We start from the raw sequence: 26,761 nt of genomic DNA, 5'->3' as shown, positions 1-26,761 counted from the left end.
CGGGTTGGTGGCCGGGGGTTGGGGGCGGCGTGGAGCCCGGGTGGGTTGAGGTGGGCGGTGGAGGGGCCGCCGGGGTGGGCGGTAGTGCCGGGTGGGTGGGGGCAGGTGCCGTAGGGGCTGCGGGCACTGGGTGAGCCGCCGGGGCGGGCGCCGGGGCTGTGCCGGGTGCCGGGTGGGCTGAAGGTGCCGAGTGGGCCGGGGGCGCTGAGTGAGCCGCCGGGGCGGGCGCCGGTGGTGTGCCGGGAGCCGGGTGGACTGAGGGTGCCGGGTGAGCCGTGGGCGCTGGGTGAGCCGCCGGGTCGGGCGCCGATGCCGAGCCAGGTGCCGAGTGGACTGAGGGTGCCGGGCTGGACCCTGATGCTGAGCTGGGTGCCGGGTGGGCGGTGAGCGGCGGAGTGCCTTGCACCGGGCTGCCGACCGGGCCCGGCCCTGCGGCAGTGCCGGGTGCTGGCTGGGAACTTGCCGGGCTAGCGCCCTGCGCCGGGCCGGAAGCGGGAGCAGGGCCGGGTGCCGCGGGGGAACCAAGCGAGCGGGAGCTGGGTGCCACCGGGGAACCGGCTGGGCCTTGCGCCGAGCTACCGGCCGGGCCGACCACTGCGGCAGGGCCCGGTGCCGTCTGGGCACCTGCCGGGCCTGTGCCCTGCCCCGGGCTGGAAGCCGGAGCAGGGGCGGCTGCCGCGGGAGAGCCGAGTGGACCGGAGCCGGGTGCCATCGGGGAACCGGCCGGGCCTTGCGTCGAGCTGGGCGCTGGTGCGGGGGTGGGGCTGAGGCCGTGCGCAGGAGCCGGGGGTGTGCCCTGCCCGGGTGCGGCACCCGGCACCGGACCGGTTCCGTGTGCCGGTGCGGGGGCCGGATCGATGCCGGGAGCTGCCAAACCGGCAGGCCCCCAGGGCGGCTGGGGCAGGTGGGAGCCGATCATCGGAGGCTGCCCCTCAGGTGAGACGGGCTGAGCTGCGTCACTCGAGTCACCGATCTGCCGAGCATCGGCGGCCTGCGGCCCAGCGGCCGACTGCACACCCGAGGCCGCCGGCGAATCGGCGGGCGGCTGCACGCCACCTGCGGCTGCCGTCGGCTGCTGGACATCGGGTGCCAACTTCGATTCGGCGGCCGACGGCTGCGAAGCCGCCTCGGCTACCTCCGGCTCGGCGGGCAGCTGCCTTCCCGGGGCCCCCGGCTGCGAAACGGCGGTACCGGATGCCTGCGATTCGGCGGCCACGTGCGCTCCCGAGGCCACGGCCGTCGCCGAAGCCGCATCGGGAACCGCCGGCGATTCGGCGGACGGCTGCACGCCAACTGCGGCTGCCGTCGGCTGTGGGAGGTCGGGAGCTTTTTGCGACTCGGCCGGCGGCTGCTCGATGCCCGGTGCGGACAGCGGCGCAGGCTCTGGCGGCGAAGCCGAATCTGAACCCGCCGCCGTTTCCGCGGACGGCTGCACGCCATCCGCGGCTGCGGCCGGCTGCGAGAGGTCGGAGCCTTTTTGCGACTCGACCGAGGGCTGTTCAGCACCCGGTGCGGATAGCGGCGCAGGCTCTGGCGGCAAAGCCGCATCGGGAGCCACCGGCGAATCGGCGGACGGCTGCACGCCACCCGCGGCTGCCGTCGGCCGCGGAAGGTCGGAGCCTTTTTGCGACTCGACCGAGGGCTGCTCAGCACTCGGTGCGGATAGCGGCGCAGGCTCCGGCGGCAAAGCCGCATCGGGAACCACCGGCGAATCGACAGGCGGCTGCCCGTCCATTGCGGCTGCCTGCGGCGAACGCGCTTCGGAAGCCGCCGGAGACTCGGCAGGCGGCTGCCCGTCGCCTGCGGTTGCCGTCGGCTGGGGGAAGTCGGGGGCCTTTTGCGGCTCGGCGGGAGGCTGCACGGCCGGCGGCTGGGGCTGCGGAATCGCCGATGACGCTTCCTGCGGCGCAGTGGGCGGGCTCGGCTGGAGATCTGGCTCGCTCAGATGGGCCGGCTTCTGCTCCGCTGCGGCGGGCTCAGCCGCCTCGTTTCGGGCTGCTTCGCCCGTCGCCTCTGCGGGCTCAGCCATCTCGCTTCGGGCCGCTTCGCTCGCCGCCGGCTCGGTGGGGGCCGTCTCAGTGCCAGGCTCGTGCGGCCTGGCCGCCGGGGGTTCGGCCGCCTCGGGGTGGGGGGTTTCCTCCGAAGCCGGTGCGGTCAATGCCGGGACTTCGTCCTCCGGCCGGTCCGTCTCCTGCGATGCCGGTGCGGCGTCTTGCGGCTGGTCCGCGCCCTGGGGCGATGCCGGTGCAGCGACATCGGACCGGCTCTGTTCCTGCAGCACCGGCTCGGCCGGGGCTTCCTGCGATACCGATCCATCCGGGGTCGGGGCCGAAGCAGCCGCCTCCGGCTGACTCGGTGCCGGCGCGGCCATCTCCGGCCGCACCTCGGGCACCGATTCCGCCGAAGACGAAGACGAAGGCGAAGGCGACGCAGCACCGCCCGGCTGGTCCGGCGCCGAGACAGCTGTCTCCCGTCGAGGCACCGGCGTGGAAGCGGCTTCCTCCCGCAGCGGCGACTCCACCGATACCGGCGCACCACCGGCCGGCCGGTTCACACCCCGCAGGTCCGACTCCACCACCTCACCCGCCGGCGAAGCGAACCCAGGCGGCTGAGCCGACCCCGGGCCAGGCGGCACCGGCGCCGCGTGCCGAGGTGGTGATGGTGCCTTCACCGGGCCCGGCAGGTCCGGCTCGGGCGTCGCCGACCACTCCGGCTCCGCCGCTCCCGGCGCCGGGTCGGGGCGCTGGGCACGGCCCACGTGCTGCTCCGATGGCGGCGGCTGAGGCACCGTCCGCCACACCGGGGCCGGGCCGATGTTCATGGGGGCCGGTGCCGCGGCCGGGCCGGTGGGCGAGGCCGCCGGGGGGGCTGGGCGGGCCGCCGGCTTCGGGATCGGGTCCAGGCAGGACACCAGGACCGACGTGTTCTCCGGGTCCGGTACCTTGCGGCCGCTGCGCTCGCGGTAGACCATCTCGCCGTCCGCGTCCATCTCCACCAGGTAGCCCGCCTCCGCGAGCTGTTCCTCGTCGAGGTCCGCCAGCTTCTCGTAGCGCGACGGCACCACCCGGTAAATCGGCCAGGCCAGGCCCGCGTTCTCCGCGTGGAACTGGGCCAGCAGCGCCGCCATCTGGTGCTGCCACGGCAGCGACATCCCCTCCGCCAGCGAGCGCGGCAGGACCACGTACCCCGCGTCCACGCCGGGGTACCCCTGGCTCAGCTGGTCGGCGAGCGGTGTGCTGGACGCGGGACGCGCGCTCTGCCGGGGCGGCTGAGGCGCGCCGAACAGCGCCGCCGGGTCCCGGGGCTCGCCCGCTGCGGGCTTGCCCCTCCTGCCGAATTTGCGTCCCACGTGCTCATCCTCTGCCAGTACGCGGCCACCTGCTCGTGGAAGCGCCGCGACGTCGGTCAATCGGCCGATTCTGTCCAGGCCCTCGCGACCCATGCTAAACGCCGGGGCGGACCGCCTGCGGCACGAGTTCGCGCTCGTCGAACGAGAAGGCCCGGGTGTGCACCGGGACGCCGGTCTGCTGCGCTTCGACGATCTTGTTGTCGCCCAGGTACATCATCACGTGGTGGATCGACGACGGATCGGACGGATCCGTGGCGAGGAACAGCAGGTCACCGGGCTGCGCGTCGCGCACCGGCAGGTACGCGCCGGCGTGGTACTGGTCGCGTGAGACGCGCGGCAGGATGATCCCCGCCGACTCGTACGCCCGGAGCATCAGGCCCGAACAGTCGTACGAATTCGGGCCCGTGGCGCCCCACACATACGGCTTCCCCTGCTCGCCCAGCGCGAAACTGATCGCCTGCCCGGCCGCCTGGCTGGGCGGCAGCAGCGCCCCCAGTCCGGTACCGCAGGCGACGACGTCGACGACCTCGCCGACCGTCTCCACCAGCGTCGCCGCCATCGGCTCCCACTTGTGGTAGCGGTCCGGGAAGCCCGAGCGCTCCACCGCCTGGGCCGCGTCGCCTGGGCGCTTGTTCTCCCAGTCCGGGACCGCGAGCAGCACGTCGTAGAACTTGTTGACCGCGTACGTCGGGTTGGTGACCTCGGCGATCGAGCCCCAGCCCATCGACGGCCGCATCTGGAAGATGCCCTGGGAGTCGCGGTCGCCGTAGGTGAGGTTGTGCAGCCCGGACTCGGTCATCCCGGCCTGGATCGCGACCTGCCACGCGCGCGGCGCCAGCGTTCGCTGCTTGCCGATCGAAATGATCAGCGCGACGATGCCGCGCTGCTCGTCGTCGAGTTTCGACGCGTCGACCGTGCCGCGGTCGCCCTGGCCCGGCTGCGTCGGCCCGACCGAGGCGTCGCAGCTCATCAGGTTGACGCCCCGGGCCTGCGCCTGCTGGTTGTCGACGACGACCTTCGCGGCGACCGCGGTCACGACCAGTGCGCCGATCGCGAGGAACACGACCAGCCCCAGCCAGAGCCCCAGGCGCCGCACGGTCAGCTCGCCTGGTCGTAGTCGGCGACCCGCCAGCCGGCGTTGGTGCTGACCACCGTGATGGCGAGCTTCGGCCCGTCGGTCGGGATGGTCAGCTGCACCGAGCTCGGGTACGACGTGCCGACGACCGGCTCACCGGTGACCTTCGTCGCCGGGATGTTCGCCGGGTCGACCGTCGCCATCTGCGGCAGGTACTCCTCGGTGGTGAACGGCTTCAGCTGCGCGAGCCACTGCTCGGAGGTGATGCCGGCCGGGTGCTTCACCCAGGCCGCGGCCCACTCCTTGGCGACGCGGATCGCGTCGCCGTTCGGCGCGGCCGGCGTCGGGGTGGCCAGCGGCGTGGACAGCCTTGTCGGCAGGTTCGACGTCGGGACCGGCGCCGCGACGCCCGGCTGGGTCGTCGTGACCGACGTGGTCGTCCCCGGGCCGCCCGGCGACGCCTTGGCCTGCGGTTTGCCGACCACCTTGGGCAGCACGATGCCGAGCGCGGTGACCAGGATGGCGAGGAAGACCAGCGTCCCCATCAGGTGGCGGGGCGAACGCAGCGGCCAGCCCCACAGGCGGCGGTAGACCGCGGCCCGGCCGCGGTTGGTGCGGATCGGCATCGGTCACCGCCCCATGGCTTGGTCGGTGTCCCGCGGTTCCTCGCGGACCTCGATGCCGCGCGACGGCCGGTAGAGCACGAAGACCGGCTTGCCCGCGACGACCTCGGGGTCCACGCGACGCGGCTGGGCGCGCACACCCGGCACCCGCGGGGCGTCCTGGGCCGGGAAGTCGCTGAACCCGGATTCGGGCGCGCGCAGGTCGGACGGCACGACGACGGGCTCGGGCTCGTCGCTCCAGCGCCGGTCGGCCACCGGCGAGGTGTCGACGCGCCGGCTCTCCTCCCGCGTCGTCGGACGGCCGCCCGGTCCGACGACGACGTACTCGCCGCCGTCGCCGTTGGCCGGGTTGTACTGGCCGAACACCGGAGCGCCGGGACGCCCGCCCGCGGGCAGCGCGCCCGCGGATCCGCCGCCTCCGACGGCCCCCGGCCACGCGCCGGACCACGCGGCGGCCGGGCGGGACGCGCCGGAGCCGTTGTCGAGGCGCTGGGCGTTGGCGAAGATCGTGGCTTCCGGCCGGAACCGGCCGCCACCGGCGGTGGCGCCGAGCGGACCGCGCTGCTCGCCGTCGACGACGTCGTCGGTGTCGCGGACGTTCTGCCAGAACTCGTCCTGCGGCGTCGGGCCGGTGCGGTTGCGCTTGAAGCGCGAGAAGATCCCGCCGCCCGGCGACGGCACGGCGGCGCCGACCATGCTGACCGACATCTCGACCATCTGCCACAGCCGCCGCACGGGCCGCCCGACCATGAACAGCAGCACGGTGATGAGCCCGGCGAGCACCATCTGCGTGAGCATGTTCAGCGAGTTGCCGGCGTCGAAGATGGCCTGCAGCAGCAGGGCGTGCACCCCGGCGAGCACGGAGAGCACGACGAGGTTGAAGGCGACGCCGCCGGCGACCTTGAGCACGCGGCGCAGGATCTCCGGGTGCAGCAGGGCGACGAGACCGATGAGCGGGGCGGTCAGCGCGAAGAGGCGGATGAGGACCTGGGCGAGCAGGACGCTCGCCTTGGCCAGGAGCTGGAAGAGCGAGTAGACGAGGGCCTGGCCCAGGGAGAGGAACCCGGCACCGGTGCGGCCGCCGGCCTCGCCGGTGAAGTAGCCGGTGGCGGGGCCGAGCTTGGTGGAGATGTCCTTGTAGGCGTTCTTCTTGCCGTCGATGACGGACTGGTTGCCGTCGTCGCCGTTGACCAGCTGGTTGCGGGTGAACGCCTGCGCGTCGAGCAGGGGCTTGCCGAACTGCTCGGCCTGCGGGGCCGACGGCGTGCCGAACTCCCCGCGCAACCAGTTGTTGTAGACGATCTGCGTGTGAAGCTGGGTCGGCAGGATGTCGCGGACGATCCGGTCGCCGCTCTCGTCGACGAACCCCGCCTGGATGTTCGTCGTGGTCTGGACGATCGCTTTGTCGATCGGGTCGAAGTACCGCAGCATCGCCAGTGACGACGCCGCCAGCCACACCCCGGCCAGTGCGTAGAGCGCCCGTTTGCTGACCGCGGCCAGGTCGCCGCGCCAGATGTTGCGGAACATCATGATCGACAGGATCAGGGCGACCAGGCCGAACAGCTGGGCGTAGATGTTGTTGTAGACCTTTTCGGCGCCGGACTTCACCGCGTTGTAGATCGGGTTCAGCAGGCCGCCCTCGAGCACCGTGTAGTGCAGCGAGTTGGTCGCGCCGACGATGTTCTTGCCCAGGTTGAACAGCTGGTTTCCACCCCAGGTGTCCAGAGTGGACCCCGGCGGGGTGAGGCTCACCGCCGAGCAGTTGGTCTCGAAGGTGTTCCAGACCATGCCCGCGTAGCCGTAGTCGATGTAGGCGCTGTTCGGCTCGCCGTGACCTTCCGGCGGGTCGATCGCGCCGACCATCCCGGCCCCCGGGCGCTCCGGGTTCGGTGCCTCGCCGCACGCCGCGGCGCTGGCCGCGGGGGCCGTGGCGATGGCCTGCAGGCCCAGGACCAGCATGACGGCGAACATGGTCGCCTTGCGGCTCGGCACCCGGCGGGCCGGCGGGCCCTCCTTGATGCGGCGCTTCACGGCGTGCCACCCGGCGGCCAGCGTCAGCAGCACCGCCAACGTCAGCAGGGTGTTCATGCCGCACCCCCCGCGGTCACGCGCGTCGCCGCGGCGGGGCGCGGCCCGGGCTGGTGGCCGGGGCCCACGCCCCGATCCGCGCGCACGCCTCGTTCCCGGGCCGCGTTCATGCGGCGTCCCGGCCGGTGCCGCCCTTTCCACCTGAGCGGGCGTGTTGCTGCTGCCCGTTGGACGGCTGGACGCCGCCCTCCACTTCGCCGGTCTCGGACGCCAAGGGGTCCGGGGCGCCCAGGAGGTTGTCGTCGGCCAGGCCGACCTCCAGTTCCGCCGCCAGCTCGAAGTCCTGTTCCAGGGAGATGTCGTCCTCCGGGGGCACCGCGATGTAGGGCTTCTTCTCCTCCGCCGGCAGCGCCAGCTCGTTGCCCGGACGTCGTGACGGCGCCGCGTCCTTCGAGCCCGGCGTCGTGTCCATGACCGCCCGCAGGTGGTCCAGGTGCGGCCCCGAGAAGTCGACGCGGATGCGCTCCACGCCGCCGGCACCGTCGCCGAAGATGAACTGGCGGGGTTCCACGTCCCGCTCCAGGCCGCTGCGCTGGGAGCCCGGACGGCGGCCGAGAGCCGCGACGACCTGCTCGTAGCCGACGCCGACCGGGACCTTCAGCAGCCTCAAGGCGTCGGCCTGGGCGTCGTCGTCGTCGAGGCGGCCGACGAAGACCGAGTCCAGCAGGGCCACGAAACCCTGGATCTTCAGGAAGTCCGCCGGAATCTGGGACGACAGCAGCACGCGGACGTTCCACTTGCGCGAGTCACGCGCGAAGCGGTTCATCAGCACGCGCCCGGTCGGGACCTCGGACAGGAAGAACGCCTCGTCGATCCAGACGCCCTTGCGCATCTCCTTCGGCTTCTCGTACACCGACCGCTGGGTCAGCCACGCCGCCAGGTTCAGCATCTCGACACCGAGGCTCTCCGCGTCCGTCCAGTACTCGCGGGGGACGCCGTCCTTCGGCAGGGTCAGCCCCGCCATCGTCAGGACCGTCAGGCGGTCGTCACGCGTCTCCGCGTACGGGTCCGCGTCCGTCTCCGGGATCAGCAGCGCCATCCGCTCGCGCATCTCGTCGAGGAAGTCCGCGACGACACCCGCGTGCTCGTGGTGTTCCGACGCATCCCGGCGCAAGGCATCGATTACCTGGCCCGGATCCGCGTCGAAGCGGCCGCCGACGGCCCGGACCGCGCGCAGCAGCACGATCCGCGTCTGGGCCATCCGCGACACCTCGTACGGCAGGACACCTTGCAGGACGTCCAGCACCAGACGCCGTCGCGTGGCGCCCGCGAGGGCCTTCTCACGGCGCCAGGAGCGCTCCGGGTCGTCCTCGTCCATGAAGTGCTCGATCAGCGGCTCGGCGACCACCCGGTACGGGTTCAGGATCCCTGGCTGGGCGTTGAGCAGGTTGATCGGGCGCGCGTACGGCCGCAGCTCCGGCAGGTCGCACAGCCGGGACAACGGCCCCGAGGGGTCGAGGATCGTCCAGTTCGCCCCCGCGCGCAGCGTCTTGTAGACGATGCCGCCGCCGAGGAACGACTTACCACCACCCAGGCCCGCCACCATGGCCGTCAGGCCGGAGCCGTCGCGGATCTCCTGGGCCATCCACGGGTCCCAGGCCACCGGGCGGCGGGTCGCCGTGCACGTCTCGCCGAGCAGGATGCCGCGGCGGTCGCCGACCTCCGCGGTCGCCGTCGGGACCGCCGAGGACGCCCAGACCACCGAGCCGCGGCGCATGTACGCCGCCGACGCCAGCGGCTCGCCCGGGATGAACTCCCGGGCCAGCGCGTACTGGGCCTCGGGGTGCTCGATGGCGATCTTCGGCTTGTACAGGTCGAGCAGCTGCTGGGCCAGGCGCAGCGCGTCGCGCTCGGTCGGGCCGGACACCGCCAGCCGCCACCAGGAGCGGACGCGGGTGGCCAGCGCGGTGAAGCCCGACGTCATCTCGTCGTCGATCTCCAGCACGCGGCCGGCCTGCCGGGACAGCGACTGCGGCGGCTCGAGTTCGTGCTCGTCGGTGTAGTGCTTGACCTGCGAACGGACCTTGTTCATCTGCCGTTGCAGCTCACCGGCGACCTCTTCGGGTCGCCGGACGTAGATGCGCGCGGACACTTCGACCGCGGCGGGCAGGCGGTCGGCGTGCTGGATCCACGGGTCGTCGACCTCGGGGATCTGCAGGCCGTGCATCTGCCCGACGGTCAGGATGGCCAGGTGCCGCGAGACGCCGGCGTTGGAGCCGGTGCGGCCGCGGACGGTCACCGTCGGCGCGTACGGCTCGGCGTAGAAGTCGGCGGCGTCGGTGAAGCTGGCCAGGTCCTCCGGCTCCCAGGCCGCACCGGGCACGGCGGGCATGTTCCGCGGCGCGGGCAGGCCCAGCGAGCAGGACCGGTGCATCAGCCAGGACATCTCCTCGGCGTGCACCGGGCGGCCTTCCAGCCCGGCGCTGCCGATGACCTGGTCGAGGTGCTCGACCTCGGAGTCCAGCGCGGTCAGCTCGGCGTCGACGGCCTCGGGCAGGATCTTGCGCAGCACCGGCGCGGCCCGCTCGACCGCGCGGTCGACCATCCGCCGGGTCTGCACCTGGACACCCAGGTAGACCTCTTTTTCGGCCATCGAGCGGCCCATCAGCTGCTGCTGCTCGCCGATCAGGTAGTCGTCGAAGGACAGCGCGCCCGGGACGTCGGCCGGGCGGCCGTGGGCGTTGTAGACGTGCGCCTCGGCCCACATCCGGATCGGGTACGGCCGGTTCGTCACGCGCAGGTGCAGCCAGCGGCCCTGCAGCTCGGCGTACTGGCCGGCGATGGCCGCGATGAGGTCGCGCCGCTGCGAGTCCGACCGGAACGACCAGCGCTGCGGCGCCAGCCGGTACCAGGCGTAGACCTCGACCCCGGTGCGGACCAGGTGCCCGTCGATGCTGCGCACCGCGATCGACGGGGTGTAGGCGGGAATCGCCTGCTCACCGGGCAGGCGCGCCTTGTTCCCCGAGCCGTTCCGCGACGCGCGGACCTGCTCGGGCGGTTGCCACGCGCCCGAGTGCGTGTCCCGACCCCGTTTACCTCGGCTACCGCCGCGACCGAACAACGACTACCTCCCGGCCCGAGCCGAGTTGCCCCGGCTCCGGCGCGCTCGTGGTGCTCCCTGGGTGAAAGCGGCGGCACCCGGCGGGCCACCGTGGTGCTGGTACTGCCGCCTCCGCTTGTGCTTCGGCAGCGGGCGCTCGGCCCGTACCCGGACGCGGCTGGCGCTGACCGCGCCCCCGGTGCCCGTGGTCACCTCTCTGGGGGTGTTCAGTTCGCGCCCGGCCATCGCGACCACGGTGCCCAGCGGGCGCTCGTGGCTGATCTTGGCCGTGAGCAGCCGGGTGATCACGATGGTGGCGACGAACGCCCACGCCGTCGAGAAGAACCCGAAGCTCCACCCCACCCAGCGTTCGACGCCGAGCACGACGAAGAACGTCGGGATGCCGATGAGCCACGCCACGTAGCGGGCTCTCCAGGGAAAAGTCGCTTTCGGCGGGCCGAGCCACACGGCGTCGACCCGGTAGACCTCGTCATCAGTCCTGATGCGCACGCCGTCCGCCTCAGCCCGTGAACAGGCCGGCGAGCCACTTGCCGACGTCCACACCCGCACCGCTGACCGCGAGGCCGATGATGGCGAGCGCGATGACCACGCCGGCGAGCCGCCGCATGACACCGGCGTTGTCGCCCTTGCCGCCGCCCAGCCACAGGAGCAGGAGTGCGACGGCCAGCAGCACCAGGGGGATGACGTTGTCGAGCAGCCACTGGCGCACGTTGCCCGTGCCCAGTTCGCCGGCGGCCAGCGTGTCGAGGGTGGTCAAGGTCATCATCGCGATACTCCCGGTGCGCGGTGGGGGCCGCGCGGTTCTGGCTCAGGCGGTGCTTCGAACAACATCATGGGGGCTACGAGGGGTAGTGGTCAAAGTGCGCTGCGTAGAGACCGGCTGGCTTGTCAACCGACGTGGTGCGGATGGGACGCGGAATCTGCACGCCCCCCATCATCGCGGCAAGGGCCCTCGGGTTGAACCCCGGCCACCCATACTTCTCAGTGTGCTGACGAACTCACCCCTATGCCCGGGATTTGCTCACTGTGGGTACTCGCGCTCTGGCCGTTGTGCGGCTTGGAACAGTGTTGCATGACACGAACGGCCGTGTCCCGCGAGTCCGTTCCGTGACAACATCCCGCCGGTCGGCGGCCATGTCGATCTTCACCGCGAGTGCTGTCCGTCACGGAGGGCCCGACACTTCACAACTCTTTCACTACATAGCGTGATCTTGACCCGATGGTCAGGCCGTCCGGCGGTGGAAGACACCCTCCGGGAAGGCGCCGGCTTCGACGATCCGGCGGCTGAGCCCGCGGCAGAGTTCTTCGAGCCGGGCGGAGCGCTCGGCCCCGAGGTGCAGCCACGGCCCCCGCGAGGCGGACTCGGTGGCGATCTCGACCGCGTCGCGGACGGCGGTACCCGCCTCGGTGAGCCCGCCCTCGGCGTCGAGGAGGCCACGCTCGGTGAGCGCGGCTTCGGCGGCCGCCCACTGCTCGTCGCTCCAGCCGCGGGTCAGCTTGGCGGCGTCGACGGCGAAGCCGCGGCCGGTGGCGACGTGGGTGATCAGCGCGTCCAGGCCGCTCAGGCCGTTGAGGACCAGCGCGGCGATGTGGCCGTCGCCGCGGTACTCGCGCAGCAGGGTGATCGCGTGCCAGAGGACGAGGTGCGGCTCGCCGGGCCAGGCGAGCCCCGCGTGCGCGGCGTGGAGAGGACGTCCTTCGCCGGTGCAGCCGTCACACGCGGCACGCGCGAGTTCGGCGGCTTCGGCGACTTCGTCGCTCTTGACGTGGTCGCCGAGCAGCCGGGTCAGCGCCTGGTCGACGCCCTCGAGCCGCGCGTCCAGGACCTGCTCCGGCGTCGCCAGGGTCCAGGCGCGCGGGATCACGCGGGCGACGACCTCGGGGTTGAAGTTGTAGAAGGTGGCCGCGACGACCTCGGGCCCGACGGCCCCCATGGCCGCGGACCGGCTCGCGAAGTAGGGCATCCGGCCCGGCCGGAGCCCGGTGCCGGTGAGCGCGGCATCGACTTCGGGCGCGAAGTAGGTGAAGGCGTGCAAGGAATCGAAAGCCGACTTGAACCGCGTCTCGTCACCCGCCATGCCGGTACCCTACTACCGGGTAACCACGCGGGGGAACCTCTCGCCACCACGCGTCGTGAGGGGTAAGGCGCGTGCTGCCCCGCCTTACCCCCGCACGAGCGCGGGAGGCGGACGAGCTGGCATGTAAGCCGGATCCTGTTCCCCGGTCGCCTTGCGGCTCGCGGGGCGGCGGCCATCCATCTCGGCCTGCCGTCGCCGGCAGGCTCCAGCGGCCTACCCGCAGGCTCGGACGGGCCGTCCTCGAACGCCTGCGCAGGAGCTCGCGCTCCCTCTTGGCCTTGCTCCGGGTGGGGTTTACCCAGCCGCCCCGGTCACCCGGGACGCTGGTGGTCTCTTACACCACCGTTTCACCCTTACCCCCGTCCGAAAACGGGGGCGGTCTGTTTTCTGTGGCACTTTCCCGCGGGTCACCCCGGGTTGCCGTTAGCAACCACCCTGCCCTGCGGAGTCCGGACTTTCCTCGAGCCGGTCACCCGGCTCGCGACCGCCCTGCCAGCTCGTCCGCAGGCTGGATCGTAGCTCAGTGACCGGCCGCGGCCCCGGTGTGGTGGCGGGGCCGGACCTCGGGCGGCGGCTCGGCGGGCACCGGGTGCTGGCGGGCCAGTTCGGCGGTCCAGTGCAGGACGGCGGCGGGGCTGTCGAGGCCGATCAGGCCGACGAGCCGGCCCTGGCGGACGAACCCGGTGATGGGCCGGGTGCCCGGGACGGGCGACTCCAGCAGGACGGTGTCGGTCGCCAGCGACGGGCGGCCGGCGACCTGGATGCGGACGCCGTGCTGCTCGGACCAGTAGCGCGGCACCGGCGTGTAGGCCGGCGAACCCTGCGGTCCGGCGAGGAGGTTCCCGGCCGCGGCCCGGCTCATCTCGACGGCGTTGAGCCAGTGCTCCTCCCGGCGCGGTGCGGGGTCGAAGCGGAGGTTGGGCCAGCGGGCGACGTCGCCGGCCGCGACGATCGTCGACGAGCCGACCACGTGGCAGGTCGCCGAGCAGACGACCCCGTCGTCGAGCGGGAGCTTGGCGCCGCGCAGCCAGGACACGGCCGGCACGCTGCCCACGGCGACGACGACGCAGGCGACGTCGAGGGCGCGGCCGTCGGCGAACTCCAGGCCGACGTGCGTCGGCGCGGGCCGCCAGCGGCGGATCGTGGTGCCGAGTTCGAGGTGGACGCCGCGGGCGGTGTGCAGGGCCGTGAGCCAGTCGCCGATGTCGGGCCCGAGGACGTCGGCCAGCAGGGCTCTGGCGCGTCCGAAGAGGACGACCTCGCGGTTCATCTCGCGCAGGCTGGACGCGACTTCGCAGCTGATGAAGCCGTCGCCGATGACGGCGACCGGGCCGGGGTTCGAGGCGAGGGCGCGCTGCAGCGCGATCGTGTCGGCCAGCGTCCGGACGACGACCACGCGGGGGTGGCCGTGCGGCGCGCCCGGCATCCGGCGCGGCTCGACGCCGGTGGCGATGATCAGGCCGTCGTAGTGGAGTTCCTCGTCGCGCAGGTGCACGACCTGCCGGTTCGGCGACAGCGCGGTGACGGGTGTGCCGAAGCGCCATTCGGCGTCGACTTCCAGCGGGTCGGCGAGCAGCGTGTCGGCCCGGCTGACCGCGCCGGTGAGCAGCTGCTTGGACAGCGCCGGCCGGTGGTAGGCGATGTCGGGCTCGGCGCCGAGGACGACGACTTCGCCGTCGAACCCGAGTTCGCGCAGCCGTTCGGCCGCGCGCAGGCCGGCCAGGCCGGCTCCGGCGATGACGATGCGTTCGCTCATCGGGTGGCTCCCAACAGGTGGATGGCTCTCATGGGGCAGGCGCGCGCGGCGGCCTGGACGTGCGGGACCAGCCGGGGCTCCGGGCGCTTCTCGTAGGCGAGCTGCCCGTCCGGGCCGAGCTGGAAGACCTGGGGCGCCTCGGACTGGCAGACCCCGTAGGCGTGACAGCGCCGGCTGTCGACGTCGACGCGCACGGTGGCCGGTTCCGGGTCCGCCGCGGCGGGCGGCGGCGTCACCAGCCCGGCGCGAGCGAGCACGGCCGCGGGCAGCACGCGCAGGACCGACAGCAGCACCGGCGGGACGAGCAGCGTGATGCCGGCGAGCCAGACGACGGCGAGGTGCCCGCCGGAGATGGCGCCGAGCCAGGCGTGCCCGGCGAGCAGGCCGATGGCGAGGTACCCGGCCTGGTGGAAGCGCAGCCAGCGCCCTTCGCGGGCGCCGCGGCGCAGCGCCGCGGTCACGGACACGGCGATGACGAGCTCGAGGCCGGCGACGCCCAGCGCGTGCCGTGGGGTGCCGTCGTAGAACGGCAGGAGCAGGTCGGCGACGCCGAAGGGGTCGTCCTCCAGGAAGAGGAAGGTCAGCCCGTGCAGGGTGCCCGTGGCGAGGGTGAACGCGGCGAGCACGACGTGCCCGGCGCGGATCGCGTCCTGGCCGCTGAACCGGCGGACCCAGCCGGTGGCGGCCAGGACGCCCCAGCACAGCGTCAGGCACATGCAGAGGTAGGTGAGGCGGCCGGACAGCGCGGCGGCCTCGGCGATCCCGGTGTCGTGCGGGGACACCGGGATCAGCGCGGCGGATGGGGACATGGGGCGGCTTACCTCCGGGGGCGCGGCGAGGAGGGCCTGCCGGGGGTTCCGAGCAGGCGGAGCAGGCCGAACGTGGCGACGGCGGCGAGGGCCACGAAACCGGCGCCGAGGGCGATGGCGCCACCGCCGAGGGTGTCGTCCTCGGTGGCGGATACGAGCAGGGACGTGGTCTCGGCGAGGCCGGTGCTCTCGAGGAGCGTCAGGTGCCCGAGGGAGGTGTCGACGGCCGTCTGGGCGAAGGCGCGGACGTCGTCGTCGCGGGTGCCCGCGCGGACGTCGGAAGCGAGCCCGAAGAGCGTGCCGTACTCGGCGCGGAGGCGGTTGACGTACGCGCGGTCGAACGCGTCGCCGGAGCCGGCGGCGATCTCGTCGGCCCAGGCCCGTTCCCGGCCGGTCGGCTCCCCCGGCAGGGTGACGGCGAGGCGGTCGGCGACCGCGCGCAGGGCGACGTCGAGGCGGGCCTGGTCGTCGGCGATGCGGACGGCGACGGCGCGCACGCGCCGGTTGGTGGCGCGGTCGGCGGCGAGCCTGCTCGACGGCACGGCCCACAGCGTGTGCTGCTTGAGCCGGGCCAGCAGGGTGCGGTCGGTCTGCTGCAGTTCCCCGGCCACCGCCGGCCCCGCGCAGCCCAGCACGAGCGCGGTGGCGGCGGCCAGCAACGCCACGAATCGGAGCGGCATCCCCGTTGTCCCTTCGCAAAGGAGTCCTCACCTCCTGTTACGGGGAGAAGGGTGATCCGGTTCTCGGCGTCACCTTTCAGTGACCTGTGACGTGCATCACAACAAGCATTCTGAACCGGTTCACCGCGGCGCCCGTCGGCACCGTGTCGAATTAGGCGGCGAAACTAATACATATGGCCTATTAAGTGGTTTTGCGCTACGCTCCGATGGCCCCACGGTCCGCCAGTCAGGTGAGGTTGCGAGCTTTATGGATGCACTGGGAAGACAAAGCCGCGGCCCCGTCGGTTACGCGCCGACCGCGACCGCGGCCGCCGCCGGCCCGGCCGCGGGAGACGACCTCGTGCCACTGCTCTACAAGGACTTCCGCGCCACCCTGTTTTCGCAGGTACTGGCCCTGACCAACCACGATCGACAGTGGACCGAAGACGTGGTGCAGGAGACCATGATCCGCGCCTGGCAGCACTCCGACACGCTCGAGCGCGAGCCCGGAATGCTGCGCGGATGGCTGCTCACGGTGGCCCGGCGGATCGTCATCGACGGCTGGAGGAATCGCCGCGTCCGCCCGCAGGAGGTCGCTCTGGAGATCCCGGAAAACGCCGAGTCCGCCGACCGGGCGGACAGCTCGTTAGCGGCGCTAACGATTACTCGGGCATTGCGAGAACTGGACGCGAAATATCAGTCGGTCATCTACGAGACGTATCTCGCTGGAAACACCGTCCGGCAGGCGGCGGAAATACTCGGAATTCCGGAGGGAACTGTCAAATCGCGGTTGTACACGGCGATGCGGCAATTGCGGAAGGCGCTCGGGGAAGTGACGATCCGATGAGGGGGCGGAAGGGCGACGCCGCGGCCTACGGGCTCGGTGTCCACGACGATCCCGAAGGGTTCGAGGCCCACCTGCTCGGCTGCGCCCGCTGCCGGGGCCGGGTCGCGGGGTTCACCCCGGTGACCGGCGCGCTGGCGGAGGCGGTGCGGCTCGGCTACCTGCCGCCGGGCGACGGCGGTGCGGCCCGGCGCCGGAAGCCGGCCGGGCCGTCGGCCGGCCCGCTCCTGCTGCTGGCGGTCGGCGTGGCCGCGATGGCCCTCTGCGCGCACCGGCCGTCCACCGGGAAGATCCGGTTCGCATCGGCTGCGTCCATCGTCTCCCCTGGTCAGGTCGTGGCCGGTACCGGCCGCGCTGCGCGGTCACTCCCGTGGTCGGCCGCTTTCCAGTAGTCTGCCCCAACCCAACATGAAAGTCCTTACGGTGGATACCGAAGTAAATCCCGAGCACCCCGCCGGCGGGGCTTCGGTACCGAAGCGTCCGGCCCCGCGGCTCCCCGGCCGCGAGCCCGAGCTCGGCCGCCTGACCGGTCTCTTCCCGGTCGTGCTGGGCGGCGCGGCCGCCAGCGCGGTGGTGGCGGGCGAGTTCGGCATGGGCAAGAGCGCCATCCTGCGGACGGCCGCGGCGCTGGCCGCGGACGCGGGTTTCACCGTCGCGACGGCCACCGGGTCACGGCTGGAGAGCCACCTCGCGGGCGGGCTCGTCCGCCAGCTCGCCGACGCCCTCGAGGAGCCGGGTGCGCCGCCGCGCCCGCCCGTCGCCGAGCTGTGCGGGACGGCAGGCGAGAGCGAAGCGCTCGACCTCTTCTTCCGGATCGTCCGCGACGCGACCGACCGGGGTCCGCTGTTCCTCGGCATCGACAACATCCACCTGGCCGACGCCTGGTCCATGCGGTGCCTGGCCTACCTCCGCAACCGCGTGCTCGACCGGCCGGTGCTGCTCGTCCTGACGTCCGTCGTCGGCTACCCCCAGCACCGCGAGGTCGCGCTGCTGGACATGGTGGGGAGCACGCCGGTCACGATCACGCTGAACGGCCTCGGCGACGCGGCCGCGGCGGAGGTCCTCGGCCTCGCCCCCGGGGAGCTGGCCTCCGCCTGCCGCGAGGCGACCGGCGGCAACCCGGTGCTGCTGCAGGCGATGCGGCCGCGGCTGCTGCCCGGCGCGGACCCGCACGAGCTCGGCTCGTCGCTGATCGGGCAGGTGCTCACCACGCGGGTGCAGGAGTTCCCGCACGCGCCGGCCATCCTGCACGCGGCGGCCATCCTCGGCGAGGACGCCGGCTTCGACCTGCTGGCCCGGCTGGCCGGCGTCGACGAGCTCGACGCGCTGCAGGCGATCGACACCATGGTCCGGCTGCACGTGCTGAGCAACAGCGAGCAGCCGGCCCTGACCTATTCGTTCGTCCGCAACTCCCTGCTCAAGGACATGCCGCAGACCACGCGCGCGGTCAACCACTCCCGGGCGGCGAAGCTGCTGACCGAGGCGGGCGCGCCGCCCGAGCGCGTGGCCGCGCACCTGCTGGAAGCGACGTCGATCCGGATCCCGTGGGCCGTGGACGTGCTGCGGCTGAGCGCGCGCGACGCGGTGTTCTCCGGACGGCCCGAGCTGGCCGCGCGGCACCTGCGGCGGGCGCTGGAGGAACGGCTGACGTCCGGGCGCCGGATGGCCGTACTGCTGCAGCTCGCGCACGCGGAGTTCCAGTTCGACCCGCCCGGCGCGGCGAAGCGGGTGCGGGAAGCCGTCGACACGGTCGGCAACCGCGAGACGGCCGCGTACATCGCCACCGCGATGCTGCTGTCGCTCTGCGGCGGCCAGGACGCCCGGCTCGGGATCAGCGCGGCCGGCCAGATCGCGGCGCGGCTCGACGCGGGCGGCCCGGACGCGGTGTGGCCGCTGCTGTGCATGACCTACCTCGCCGAGGCCGGCAGCCGGCTGGGCCCGCCCCCGGAGTTCCGCGACTTCGAGGAGCAGTGGGCACCGCTGACCGACCCGGCGGCCCAGCGGAGCCGCTCGGCGCTCCTGGCGCTGGACGCGGTCCGCAGCGGCGAGTCGGCGCAGGAGGCCGTCGGGCACTTCGCGGACGCGCTGAGTCAAGCCGGGGTTCCGGCCCGGGCCGGGGGCTCCGCCACCCGGAGCCCCCGAGGAGTGTCCGGCGACGACGGCGAGCTGTTCGAGCAGCACTACTTCTTCACGCTGGCCACCGCGGTGCTCTCGGACGAGCCGGCGCACATCGACCGGCTGTGCCGGGTCCTCGACGTCGAGCGGGAGCCGTGGGACGTGCACGTGCCGCACGGCGCGCTGCCGACCCTGGCCCGCGGGATCGCCCTGCAGGCCGGCGGCGACCTGCAGCGCGCGAGCGTCCACTTCGAATCGCTGCTGCGCCGCTTCGACGAGCGCGGCGCGACGACGACCTGCCCGGTCGGCGTGCTGTGCGCGGCGAAGCTCGTCGAGTGCTGGGTGGACCTGGGCCGCTTCGAGGCGGCGACGTCCCTGTTGGACCGGATGGACTTCGTCGCCAGCCAGGGCCTGTTCACGCACACGTACCTGCTGTACGCGCGCGGGCGCCTGCGCGTGGCGACGGGGTACACGCGGTTCGGGTTCGAGGACCTGCTGAGCTGCGGACGCCGGCTGGCCCACCACGGCATGCGGTTCCCGGGATTCGTCCCGTGGCGCGCGCACGCGGCGCGAGCGGCACTGGCCCTCGGCCAGACCGACGACGCGGCCCGGCTGGCCGAAGAGGACATCACCGCGGCGGCCCGCTGGGGCGCGGCCCGCCCGCTCGGCACGGCGCTGACGACCATGGGGTTGGTCCGCGAGGACGACGAGGCGGAACGCGCGCTGCAGAAGGCGATCACCACGCTGCGGTCGTCACCGTCGCGGTTGCAGCTGGCGACGGCGCTGACGGAGCTGGGCACGCTGCAGGCACGGCACGGTCAGTCCGAAAAGGCCATCGAGACGCTGCGGCAGGCGGTGGAGCTGAGCGAGCAGTGCGGAGCCCGCCCGCTGGCCCGGCGCGCGGCGGAGGAGCTGCGCTCGGCCCGCCGGGCACTGACGCCGGCGAAGGACAACGAGCACGGCTTGACCCGGCAGGAGAACCGCATCGCGGTGATGGCGGCACAGGGCCTGACGAACCGCGAGATCGCGACGGCCCTGCACCTGACGCGGCGGACGGTGGAGCTGCACCTGTCCGGGGCGTACCGGAAGCTGGGGATTCCCGGGCGGGCGGAGCTGGGTGGGGCGCTGGCGAAGTCCTCGCCTCGGGTGGACGGTCGCTGAGCCACTGCCGGGCCGGGGTGAAGTCCACTTCGGACGGAACGCCGGTCGATCGGCAACCAACCGCCGCAAAACCCCCACCCGCGCCCGGCATCCGCCCCGGCCGACCCTCGCCCGGTCGATCGGCGACCCACCCGCACGAAACCCCGCCGCCGCTCGGCATCCGCCCTGGCCGCGCGGGGGCGCCCCCCGTTTTCCACGCTACCCGGTGGCACCGACGAAAACGGGCCGCGGTTAGCGTGAACGCGTGAATCTCCTCGCGGGTGCGGCCAGCCTGCTGCTCTTGGCCGGTGTGCTCGTCTTCGCCATCGTCCGGCCGCGGGGGTGGCCCGAAGCCGTCGCCGCCGTGCCCGCTGCCGGGGTCGTGCTGCTTCTCGGTCTCGTTCCGCCCGCCGCGGCCGGGGAGCGGGCCGTCGAAATCCTGCCCACTCTGGGCTTTCTGGCCGCCATCCTGCTTTTGTCCTTTTTGGCCAGTGTCGACGGCGTCTTCGCCTGGCTCGGCAACCGGCTCGCCGAGGCGTGCCACGGCCGTCCGCGGCGGTTGCTGGTGCTCACCTTCGCCGCCGCGGCCGGGGTCACCGCGATCCTCAGCCTCGACGCCACCGTCGTGCTGCTCACCCCCGTGGTCCTCGCGACCGCGCGGAGCCTGGAACTGCCCGCCCGGCCGCACGTCTACGCCTGCGCGCACCTGGCGAACTCGGCGTCGACGCTGCTGCCCGTGTCGAACCTGACGAACCTGCTGGCGTTCGCCGCGTCCGGGCTGACCTTCGCCGGGTTCACCGCGCTGATGGCGTTGCCGTGGCTGGTCACGCTCGCCGTCGAGCTCGTGGTGTTCCTGCGTTTCTTCGCCGCCGACCTGCGGCCGCGCGAGACGCCCGAACCGCGCCGGCACCTCGAGACGCCGACGTTCGCCCTCGTCGTCCTCGGCCTCACGCTCGCCGGGTTCGCCGTCGGGCAGCTCGGGCACGTCGAGCCGGTCTGGATCGCCGCGCTGGCCGCGCTCGTCCTCGGCGTGCGCGCACTGGCGCGGGGGAAGATCCGGCCGTGGCAGCTGGTCACCGAGGCGGCGCCGCAGCTGTGCCTGTTCGTGCTGGGCCTGGCGGTCGTGGTCGAGGCCGTGTCGGAGCACCTGCTCGGCGGCCTGCTCCGCGACGTCCTGCCGGCGTCGACGGGCCTGGTCGACCTGCTGGTCGCGGCCGGGGTGGCGGCGCTGCTGGCCAACCTGGTCAACAACCTGCCTGCCACGCTCATCCTGCTGTCGGTGCTGGGCCCGCACCCGGCGCCGGGCGTGCTGCTGGCGGTGCTGCTCGGCGTCAACATCGGCCCGAACGCGAGCTACCTCGGCTCACTGGCGACGCTGCTGTGGCGCCGGACGCTCCCGGAGCCGCCCTCCCCCAGGACGTTCCACGCCCTGGGGGCGCTCACCACCCCGCTCAGCCTGGCCGCGGCGACCGTCGCGCTCTGGCTGAGCCTCGGCCTGGCCGCGTGATCGGGAGGACTTCAGGCTCAGCTGGGCATCCGGATCGTCTGGCCGGGGTGCATCGTCGGGCCGCAGTCGTCCAAGGGGCCGCCGAAGCGGTCCGCGGCCACCGCCGGGATCGTCGTCGCCGCGTAGTCCTGGGCCGCCTTCAGCTTCGCCGGGTCCGTCACCGCGTCGCGGCGGACCCAGTCGCCGTTGCGGAGGCCCTCGATCGGGGAGCTGTAGATCAGCAGGTAGTCGCGGTCGAGGCGGGGGTCGAGCGCGATGCCGTTGCCCGCCGCCCAGGGGCCCCACGAGTGGATGAACGTCGGCTTGACCGTGTCGAACACGTAGTCGCGCAGGCCCTGCAGGTCGTTGTCGTGCACCAGGTCGGCGATCGGCTTGTTCACCAGGCCGGCCATGTCGACCAGCTCGAGCCGGCTGGTCATCGACGAGCCGCCGAGGTCCGGCAGCAGCAGCGACGCCTTCTGCAGGCCGAGGATGTCGGCGTAGGTGTTGAAGCCGCGGCCGAAGCGGTCGGCCACCAGGCACGCCGTGATGTTCGGGTTCTTCGCGAACTTGTCGGCCGAGGCGGCGAACCCGACCGCCGACGGGACGAACGCACCCACCAGCACCACGACGATCCCGGCCCGCAGCAGCACCTGCCGGTGACGCAGCAGCTCACCGGCCGACAGCGTGCCCGCGATGACCGCCAGCGCCCAGATCGGGCTGGCGAACCGGTGCTGGTACATCCAGTCGGCGACCATCACGCCGTACGCGACGATCCCCAGCCCCAGCGGCACCAGCAGCGCGATCAGCGGACGCCGCCACGGCGCCTTGGCCAGTGCGAACACGATCACCAGCGCCAGCGCGATCACGCCGGCCCAGCCCGCGTAGCCGACCAGCTCGAACGGCCGCTTCACCGCGTCGAACCCGGGCAGGCCCTGCTGCTTGGCCACCGACGGGTTGGCCAGCAGCCGGCCGAACTCCGCGTGCCGCCAGACGACGTACGCGCCGAACGGCACGGCGAACGCCGCCACCGACAGCAGCGCGAGCCGGAAGCTCTTCCAGAACAGCCCGGACCGCAGCAGGAACAGCGCCGCGAGCGGGTACGCGCCCGCGTAGATCAGGCCTTCCGGGCGGGTCAGCGCGGCGAACGCCACCATCACCCCGGACCACAGCGCGACCTTCGGCGTCAGCAGGACGTCCCGCTTGACCGAGACGAACAGCGTCACGCCGAGGGTGACCACCGCGAACGCGAACAGCGAGTTCTCCAGGCCGGACACGACCCAGATGACGTACGACGGGATCGTCGCCAGCGTCAGGCCGGCGACCAGCGTCGCCAGCCACGCGAAGCGGCTGAAGATCTCCTTCGCGGCGAAGTGGCAGGCCGTCAGGACACCGCCGGTGAACAGCAGGCCGAGCGCCTTCGGGAACAGCACGTAGTCCGGGATGCCGAAGAGCACGCCGTGGTCGAACAGGCCGACGAGCTTGCCGAGGCCGAGCAGCACCATCCACGTCGGGTCGGAGAAGCCCTCGACCGGCGGGGCGCCCGGCTGCAGCACCGGGCCGAGGCCGTCGGCGAAGCTGCGGGCGTAGGAGAAGGTGATGGCGGCGTCGTCGACGATCCAGTGGCCGTAGCGGGTGGCGTGCACCGCGACGGCCGCGACGCCGGCGAGCACGGCCAGCACCGGCGCCAGGCGCGCGCCCCAGCCGCGGGCGGCCGTGGTGGTGGCCGGGTCCTCGGGGACGTCGCTGGGAGAGGTCTCGGTGAGTGCGCTAGCCGTCATGTCCTCGTCACTGTTCCGCCCGCAGGCTTCTGCCGGTGGGATACGCGCGAGCTGGCGCCCCCTGACTGGGTCGATCTTGCCGACCCGCCACCGCGGCGACGCGGTCGAGACACTGTAGCCAATACCCCATCCGGGGTCCGCCACGCGTCGGGCTTGAGCGTGATCCACCCCACATTTGCGCGGGTCAGGCCAGGTGCGAGGTGTCGTTGACGAGCCGGACCGAAGCGTTCCCGTCCGGGTAGAACTCGACGATCGACAGCGACGCCAGGTCCAGGTGCAGCCGGAACAGCAGCTGGGGCCCCGCGTCGAGGCCCATCCGGAGCAGGGTCTTGATCGGCGTCACGTGGCTGACCAGTACCAACGTCCGGCCGCCGTGCTCGGCGATCAGCTCGTCGCGGGCCTTGCGGACGCGCCGGTGGACGACGTCGAAGCTCTCCCCGCCGGGCGGCGGGACCGAGCTGTCGCCCAGCCACGAGGAGTGCAGCTCCGGGTCGCGGTCGGCCGCTTCGGCGAACGTCAGGCCCTCCCACTCGCCGAAGTCGGTCTCGATCAGGCCGGGATGGGTCTCGACGCGGCCGCCGAGCGCGTCGGCGACGGCCTGCGCGGTCTGCTTCGTGCGGGTGAGGGGCGAGGAGATGATCGGGACGGCCTCGCCGTCGACGACCAGGCCTTCGGTCGCGGCCAGCCGCTTCGCCGCCGCGGCGGCCTGCGTCCGGCCCAGCTCGGTGAGCGGGACGTCGCCGCGGCCGGAGTAGCGCCGGAGTGCGGACATCTCGGTCTGGCCGTGGCGGAGCAGGAGCAGCCGGGTCGGGGTGCCCTGCGCGCCCGTCCAGGCCACCGTCGCGCGGTCGGGCTTGCGGGTCGGCAGCTTCGGCTTGGCGGCCGCCGAGGCCGCGGTGCCGGGGCGGCCGGCGGCGGGCTTGCCGGTCGCGGCGTCCATGGCCTCGTTGGCCAGCCGGTCGGCGTGCGAGTTCTGCGCGCGCGGGATCCACTCGTACTTGACGCGGGAGAACCCGGAGGCCAGCTCCTTGGCCCGCTCGGCCAGCGGCTGCATGTCCGGGTGCTTGATCTTCCAGCGCCCGGACATCTGCTCCACCACGAGCTTCGAGTCCATCCGGACGTCCACAGTGGACGCCCCGAGCTCGGCGGCGGCGGCCAGGCCGGCGATCAGGCCGTTGTACTCGGCGACGTTGTTGGTGACCACGCCGAGGCTTTCCTTGCGCTCGGCGAGGACGTCGCCGTCGGCGTCCTTCACCACCGCGCCGTAACCGGCGGGGCCCGGGTTGCCGCGGGAGCCGCCGTCGGCCTCGACGACCACATGCGACGTCACAGACCCGACTCCAGGGTCCGGACCAGGATCGCGCCGCAGTTCTCGCACTGGATGACCTCGTCCTCCGGCGCGGCCTTGATCTCGTTGACCGTGTTGCGGTCCAGCTCCAGCTGGCAGGCGCCGCAGCGGCGGGCGCGCAGCAGCGCGGCCCCGATGCCCTTGTGCTCGCGGACCCGCTCGTACAGCTTGAGCAGCGGTTCCGGGAAGCGCGGCAACAGCTTCACCCGGTCTTCGTCGCGGCGGGCGCGGGTGGTGTCGAGGTCCTTGAACGCCTCGTCGCGGCGGGCGATCGCGGCGGCGACCTCGGCCTCGGCCTTGTCGACCTCGGCGCCGGTGCGCTGCGCGTCCAGGCCGAGGGCCTCGCGCTGCTCCATCAGCTCCAGCAGGTCGTCCTCCAGCGCGCGCTGGCGGCGTTCCAGCGACTGCAGTTCGTGCTCGATGTCGGTCATCTGCTTGGAGTTGACCGAACCGGACGCCAGGAGCTTGCGGTCGCGCTCCTCGCGGGCGCGCACCGACTCGATCTCCTTCTCCTGCCGGGCGATCTCGCGGTCGAGGTCGGAGGCGGCGGTCTCCACCGAGACGAGCGCGTCGCGGCGCTCGCGGACGGTCTTCTCCCCCGCGTCGATCTCGGCCAGCTCGGGCAGGGTGCGGCGGCGGTGTGCGGTGCGCGAGAGCTCGGCGTCCACCTTGGCGAGCTCGAGCAACTGGCGCTGCACGGCGGGTTCGGCCTTCACGGTGCTCCTCTTAGATCGATGTGCGCTCGGCGCGGACGTTCCACGGGTCGGTGCACCTCGTGGAGACGTGAACGTCGACGTTACCCGCAAACGCCTGCGCCACGAGCGCCGAGGCTTGCCCGCACCAGGGCCACTCGCTGGCCCAGTGGGTCAGCCCGACCAGCGCGGGCACCGGACCACGGCCCGCGAGGTGCTCGCCGGCGGGGTGATGCCGCAGGTCGGCGGTGACGAAGGCGTCGACGCCGGTCTCGGTGGCCCGCTTGAGGTAGGAGTCCCCGGCGCCACCGGACACCGCGACGGTGCGGATCAGGCGGTCCGGGTCGCCCGCCCCGAGCACACCGGGCACGGTCGCGGGCAGGGCGTCGGCGACGCGCTGGACGAACGCCGCGAACGGCTCGGGCTCCGGCAGTTCGCCGAGGCGGCCGATGCCGGTGACGCCGTCGGCCTTCGGCTCCAGCGGACCGGTCACGCGCAGCCCGATCGCCTGGGCGAGGGCGTCGGAGACACCGGGGTCGGCGGAGTCGGCGTTGGTGTGCGCGCAGTAGAGGGCGATGCCCGCGCGGATCATCCGGTGCACGAGCGAGCCCTTGGCGGTGTCGGCGGGCACGCCGTGCACGCCGCGCAGCAGCAGCGGGTGGTGCGCGACGATCAGCTGCGCGCCGAGCTCGACGGCCTCGTCGACGGTCTCGGCGACCGGGTCGACGCAGAACAGCACGCGGCGCACGGGCTCGGCGGGATCGCCGCAGACGAGGCCGACGGCGTCCCACGACTCGGCGAGCTCGGGCGGGTAAGCCCGCTCCAGCACGGAGAGGACTTCGGAAATGGCGGAGGGCGCGGACACGCGGTGATTTTCGCACGCACGTTCCGGGGTCCCGCGCCTTCGGTCCTGGCTCGTCACGGTGACGGCGGCCGGGTCACCGGCAGCCGGTGACTCCGGCGGGCCGGGGGCGCCCCGGCGGCACCAGGCCGCCGCGGGCGCCGGAACCGATCAGTTGCAGTTGCCGCAGCAGCCGCAGCCCTGGCCGGTGCACTTCGAGCAGCACCCGTGCATGATCGCTCTCCTTCCGGTTCGCGTCCTCGCCCGATCGACGCTAAGTGCGCGCCGCGGGCCGCGGATACCGCCGAGCGGGCGGGTGACGGGGTGAACCCGGTGGTTACGCTCGGGGCGTGACGCGCGCCGGACGGGCCGGCGGTACTCGCGGATCCCCGGCAGGGCCCGCCGCGTGTGCCGGCGGGCATCACCCGTGATCGTGCAGGCATCACGCGTGATCCGGCGGGCATCACCCGTGATCACCGGGGGCCGCCGGTGGGGCGGTGGTTACGCTCGGGGCGTGACGCACATCGTCTTCGTCTGCTCCGGCAACATCTGCCGCTCTCCGATGGCCGAGCTGGTGTTCCGGGCCAAGCTCGCCGACGCCGGTCTCGAGGACGCCGTCCGCGTCGGCAGTGCCGGCACCGGGGGGTGGCACGCCGGGGAGCCCGCCGACAAGCGCGCCCGGGCGACGCTGAAGGCACACGGCTACCCCACCGCGCACGTCGCCTCCGAAGTGTCGGACGAGGACCTCGCCGCCGATCTCCTGCTCGCCGCGGACGAGGGCCACCTCGAGTTCCTGCGCGCGCGGGTCGACGATCCGGCGAAGGTGCGGCTGCTGCGGTCGTTCGACCCCTCCGCGCCCGAGGGCGCCGAGGTCCCGGACCCCTACTACGGCGGCGACGAAGGCTTCGAAGACGTCCTCGGCATGATCGAGCGCGCGGTGCCCGGTTTGCTGGATTGGGTCCGTTCGCCGCGGTAGAGGTCACAGCCCGCGCGGGCCGGCCGGCGGCACGGGCTAC

The 26,761-nt window shown here is 73.1% G+C and carries 20 protein-coding genes and 1 other RNA gene; 5 read left to right on the top strand and 16 right to left on the bottom strand.

All coding sequences use genetic code 11. The features are described 5' to 3' along the window. Window positions 1-3,443 precede the first annotated feature (3,443 nt). From DV20_RS25660 to DV20_RS25615, 11 genes are all read right to left on the bottom strand, one after another. Window positions 3,444-4,424: a C40 family peptidase gene (locus DV20_RS25660; RefSeq protein WP_456356075.1), complete on the bottom strand. Its 981-nt coding sequence runs from the start codon at window positions 4,422-4,424 to the stop codon at window positions 3,444-3,446. 23 nt (window positions 4,425-4,447) lie between these two features. Beyond that, the gene (locus DV20_RS25655) at window positions 4,448-5,050 is read right to left on the bottom strand and encodes a hypothetical protein (RefSeq protein WP_043784478.1); all 603 of its coding nucleotides are present in this window, start codon (window positions 5,048-5,050) and stop codon (window positions 4,448-4,450) included. Between the two features lie 3 nt (window positions 5,051-5,053). After that, window positions 5,054-7,135 (bottom strand): hypothetical protein, encoded by a 2,082-nt coding sequence (locus DV20_RS25650; RefSeq protein ID WP_043784476.1) that lies wholly within the window; start codon window positions 7,133-7,135, stop codon window positions 5,054-5,056. A gap of 106 nt (window positions 7,136-7,241) precedes the next feature. Further along, window positions 7,242-10,196 carry an ATP-binding protein gene (locus tag DV20_RS25645; protein WP_043784474.1) on the bottom strand — a complete coding sequence of 985 codons (2,955 nt, stop codon included), beginning with the start codon at window positions 10,194-10,196 and terminating at the stop codon, window positions 7,242-7,244. 3 nt (window positions 10,197-10,199) lie between these two features. Further along, the gene (locus DV20_RS25640; protein WP_043784472.1) at window positions 10,200-10,685 is read right to left on the bottom strand and encodes a hypothetical protein; all 486 of its coding nucleotides are present in this window, start codon (window positions 10,683-10,685) and stop codon (window positions 10,200-10,202) included. 10 nt (window positions 10,686-10,695) lie between these two features. Then, complete coding sequence (locus DV20_RS25635) at window positions 10,696-10,962, bottom strand: hypothetical protein (protein WP_084093659.1); 267 nt, start codon at window positions 10,960-10,962, stop codon at window positions 10,696-10,698. A gap of 457 nt (window positions 10,963-11,419) precedes the next feature. Beyond that, window positions 11,420-12,274 carry an SCO6745 family protein gene (locus DV20_RS25630; RefSeq protein ID WP_043784470.1) on the bottom strand — a complete coding sequence of 285 codons (855 nt, stop codon included), beginning with the start codon at window positions 12,272-12,274 and terminating at the stop codon, window positions 11,420-11,422. Window positions 12,275-12,382: 108 nt separating this feature from the next. After that, window positions 12,383-12,774, bottom strand: an RNA gene (rnpB, locus tag DV20_RS43170) — RNase P RNA component class A. A 20-nt stretch (window positions 12,775-12,794) separates the two neighbouring features. Then, a complete protein-coding gene (locus DV20_RS25625) occupies window positions 12,795-14,030 on the bottom strand; it encodes an NAD(P)/FAD-dependent oxidoreductase (protein ID WP_043784468.1) in 1,236 nt (411 codons plus the stop codon). Next, the gene (locus DV20_RS25620; protein WP_043784466.1) at window positions 14,027-14,839 is read right to left on the bottom strand and encodes a ferredoxin; all 813 of its coding nucleotides are present in this window, start codon (window positions 14,837-14,839) and stop codon (window positions 14,027-14,029) included. Before DV20_RS25620 ends, DV20_RS25625 begins: the two co-directional genes overlap by 4 nt. An 8-nt stretch (window positions 14,840-14,847) precedes the next feature. Next, the gene (locus tag DV20_RS25615) at window positions 14,848-15,519 is read right to left on the bottom strand and encodes a DUF4142 domain-containing protein (protein ID WP_043784463.1); all 672 of its coding nucleotides are present in this window, start codon (window positions 15,517-15,519) and stop codon (window positions 14,848-14,850) included. 247 nt (window positions 15,520-15,766) lie between these two features. Between DV20_RS25615 and DV20_RS25610 the strand changes: the two genes are divergently transcribed. The 4 genes from DV20_RS25610 (at window position 15,767) to DV20_RS25595 (ending at window position 21,104) form a co-directional block, all read left to right on the top strand. After that, window positions 15,767-16,345, top strand: a complete 579-nt coding sequence (locus DV20_RS25610; RefSeq protein WP_043784460.1) for a sigma-70 family RNA polymerase sigma factor — start codon at window positions 15,767-15,769, stop codon at window positions 16,343-16,345. After that, on the top strand, window positions 16,342-16,734 hold the full coding sequence (locus DV20_RS25605; RefSeq protein ID WP_043784458.1) for a hypothetical protein: 393 nt from the start codon (window positions 16,342-16,344) through the stop codon (window positions 16,732-16,734). The genes DV20_RS25610 and DV20_RS25605 overlap by 4 nt, the downstream gene beginning before the upstream one ends. Before the next feature lie 31 nt (window positions 16,735-16,765). Then, entirely contained in the window at window positions 16,766-19,618 is a 2,853-nt protein-coding gene (locus tag DV20_RS25600) for a helix-turn-helix transcriptional regulator (protein WP_043784457.1), read from the top strand. A gap of 244 nt (window positions 19,619-19,862) precedes the next feature. Beyond that, window positions 19,863-21,104 (top strand): SLC13 family permease, encoded by a 1,242-nt coding sequence (locus DV20_RS25595; protein WP_043784455.1) that lies wholly within the window; start codon window positions 19,863-19,865, stop codon window positions 21,102-21,104. Between the two features lie 17 nt (window positions 21,105-21,121). Here the strand turns inward: DV20_RS25595 and DV20_RS25590 are convergent, their stop codons facing one another. The 5 genes from DV20_RS25590 to DV20_RS47035 all read right to left on the bottom strand — a co-directional run bounded on the left by DV20_RS25590 (window position 21,122) and on the right by DV20_RS47035 (window position 25,971). After that, window positions 21,122-22,864 (bottom strand): hypothetical protein, encoded by a 1,743-nt coding sequence (locus DV20_RS25590; RefSeq protein ID WP_043784453.1) that lies wholly within the window; start codon window positions 22,862-22,864, stop codon window positions 21,122-21,124. Window positions 22,865-23,048: 184 nt separating this feature from the next. Continuing rightward, complete coding sequence (locus DV20_RS25585) at window positions 23,049-24,194, bottom strand: bifunctional RNase H/acid phosphatase (RefSeq protein ID WP_235190950.1); 1,146 nt, start codon at window positions 24,192-24,194, stop codon at window positions 23,049-23,051. Next, a complete protein-coding gene (locus DV20_RS25580; RefSeq protein WP_043784449.1) occupies window positions 24,191-24,928 on the bottom strand; it encodes a zinc ribbon domain-containing protein in 738 nt (245 codons plus the stop codon). The genes DV20_RS25585 and DV20_RS25580 overlap by 4 nt, the downstream gene beginning before the upstream one ends. A gap of 10 nt (window positions 24,929-24,938) precedes the next feature. Further along, window positions 24,939-25,769, bottom strand: a complete 831-nt coding sequence (locus DV20_RS25575; protein ID WP_043784448.1) for a Nif3-like dinuclear metal center hexameric protein — start codon at window positions 25,767-25,769, stop codon at window positions 24,939-24,941. A 73-nt stretch (window positions 25,770-25,842) separates the two neighbouring features. Next, a complete protein-coding gene (locus tag DV20_RS47035) occupies window positions 25,843-25,971 on the bottom strand; it encodes a hypothetical protein (protein ID WP_268747440.1) in 129 nt (42 codons plus the stop codon). A gap of 288 nt (window positions 25,972-26,259) precedes the next feature. Between DV20_RS47035 and DV20_RS25570 the strand changes: the two genes are divergently transcribed. Further along, window positions 26,260-26,721, top strand: coding sequence for a low molecular weight protein-tyrosine-phosphatase (locus DV20_RS25570; protein ID WP_043784446.1), 462 nt, complete (start codon window positions 26,260-26,262; stop codon window positions 26,719-26,721). Window positions 26,722-26,761 lie beyond the last annotated feature (40 nt).

It is taken from the genome of Amycolatopsis rifamycinica, from assembly GCF_000695625.1.
GTDB lineage: Bacteria > Actinomycetota > Actinomycetes > Mycobacteriales > Pseudonocardiaceae > Amycolatopsis > Amycolatopsis rifamycinica.
This window is presented reverse-complemented; position numbering and strand designations above follow the sequence as displayed.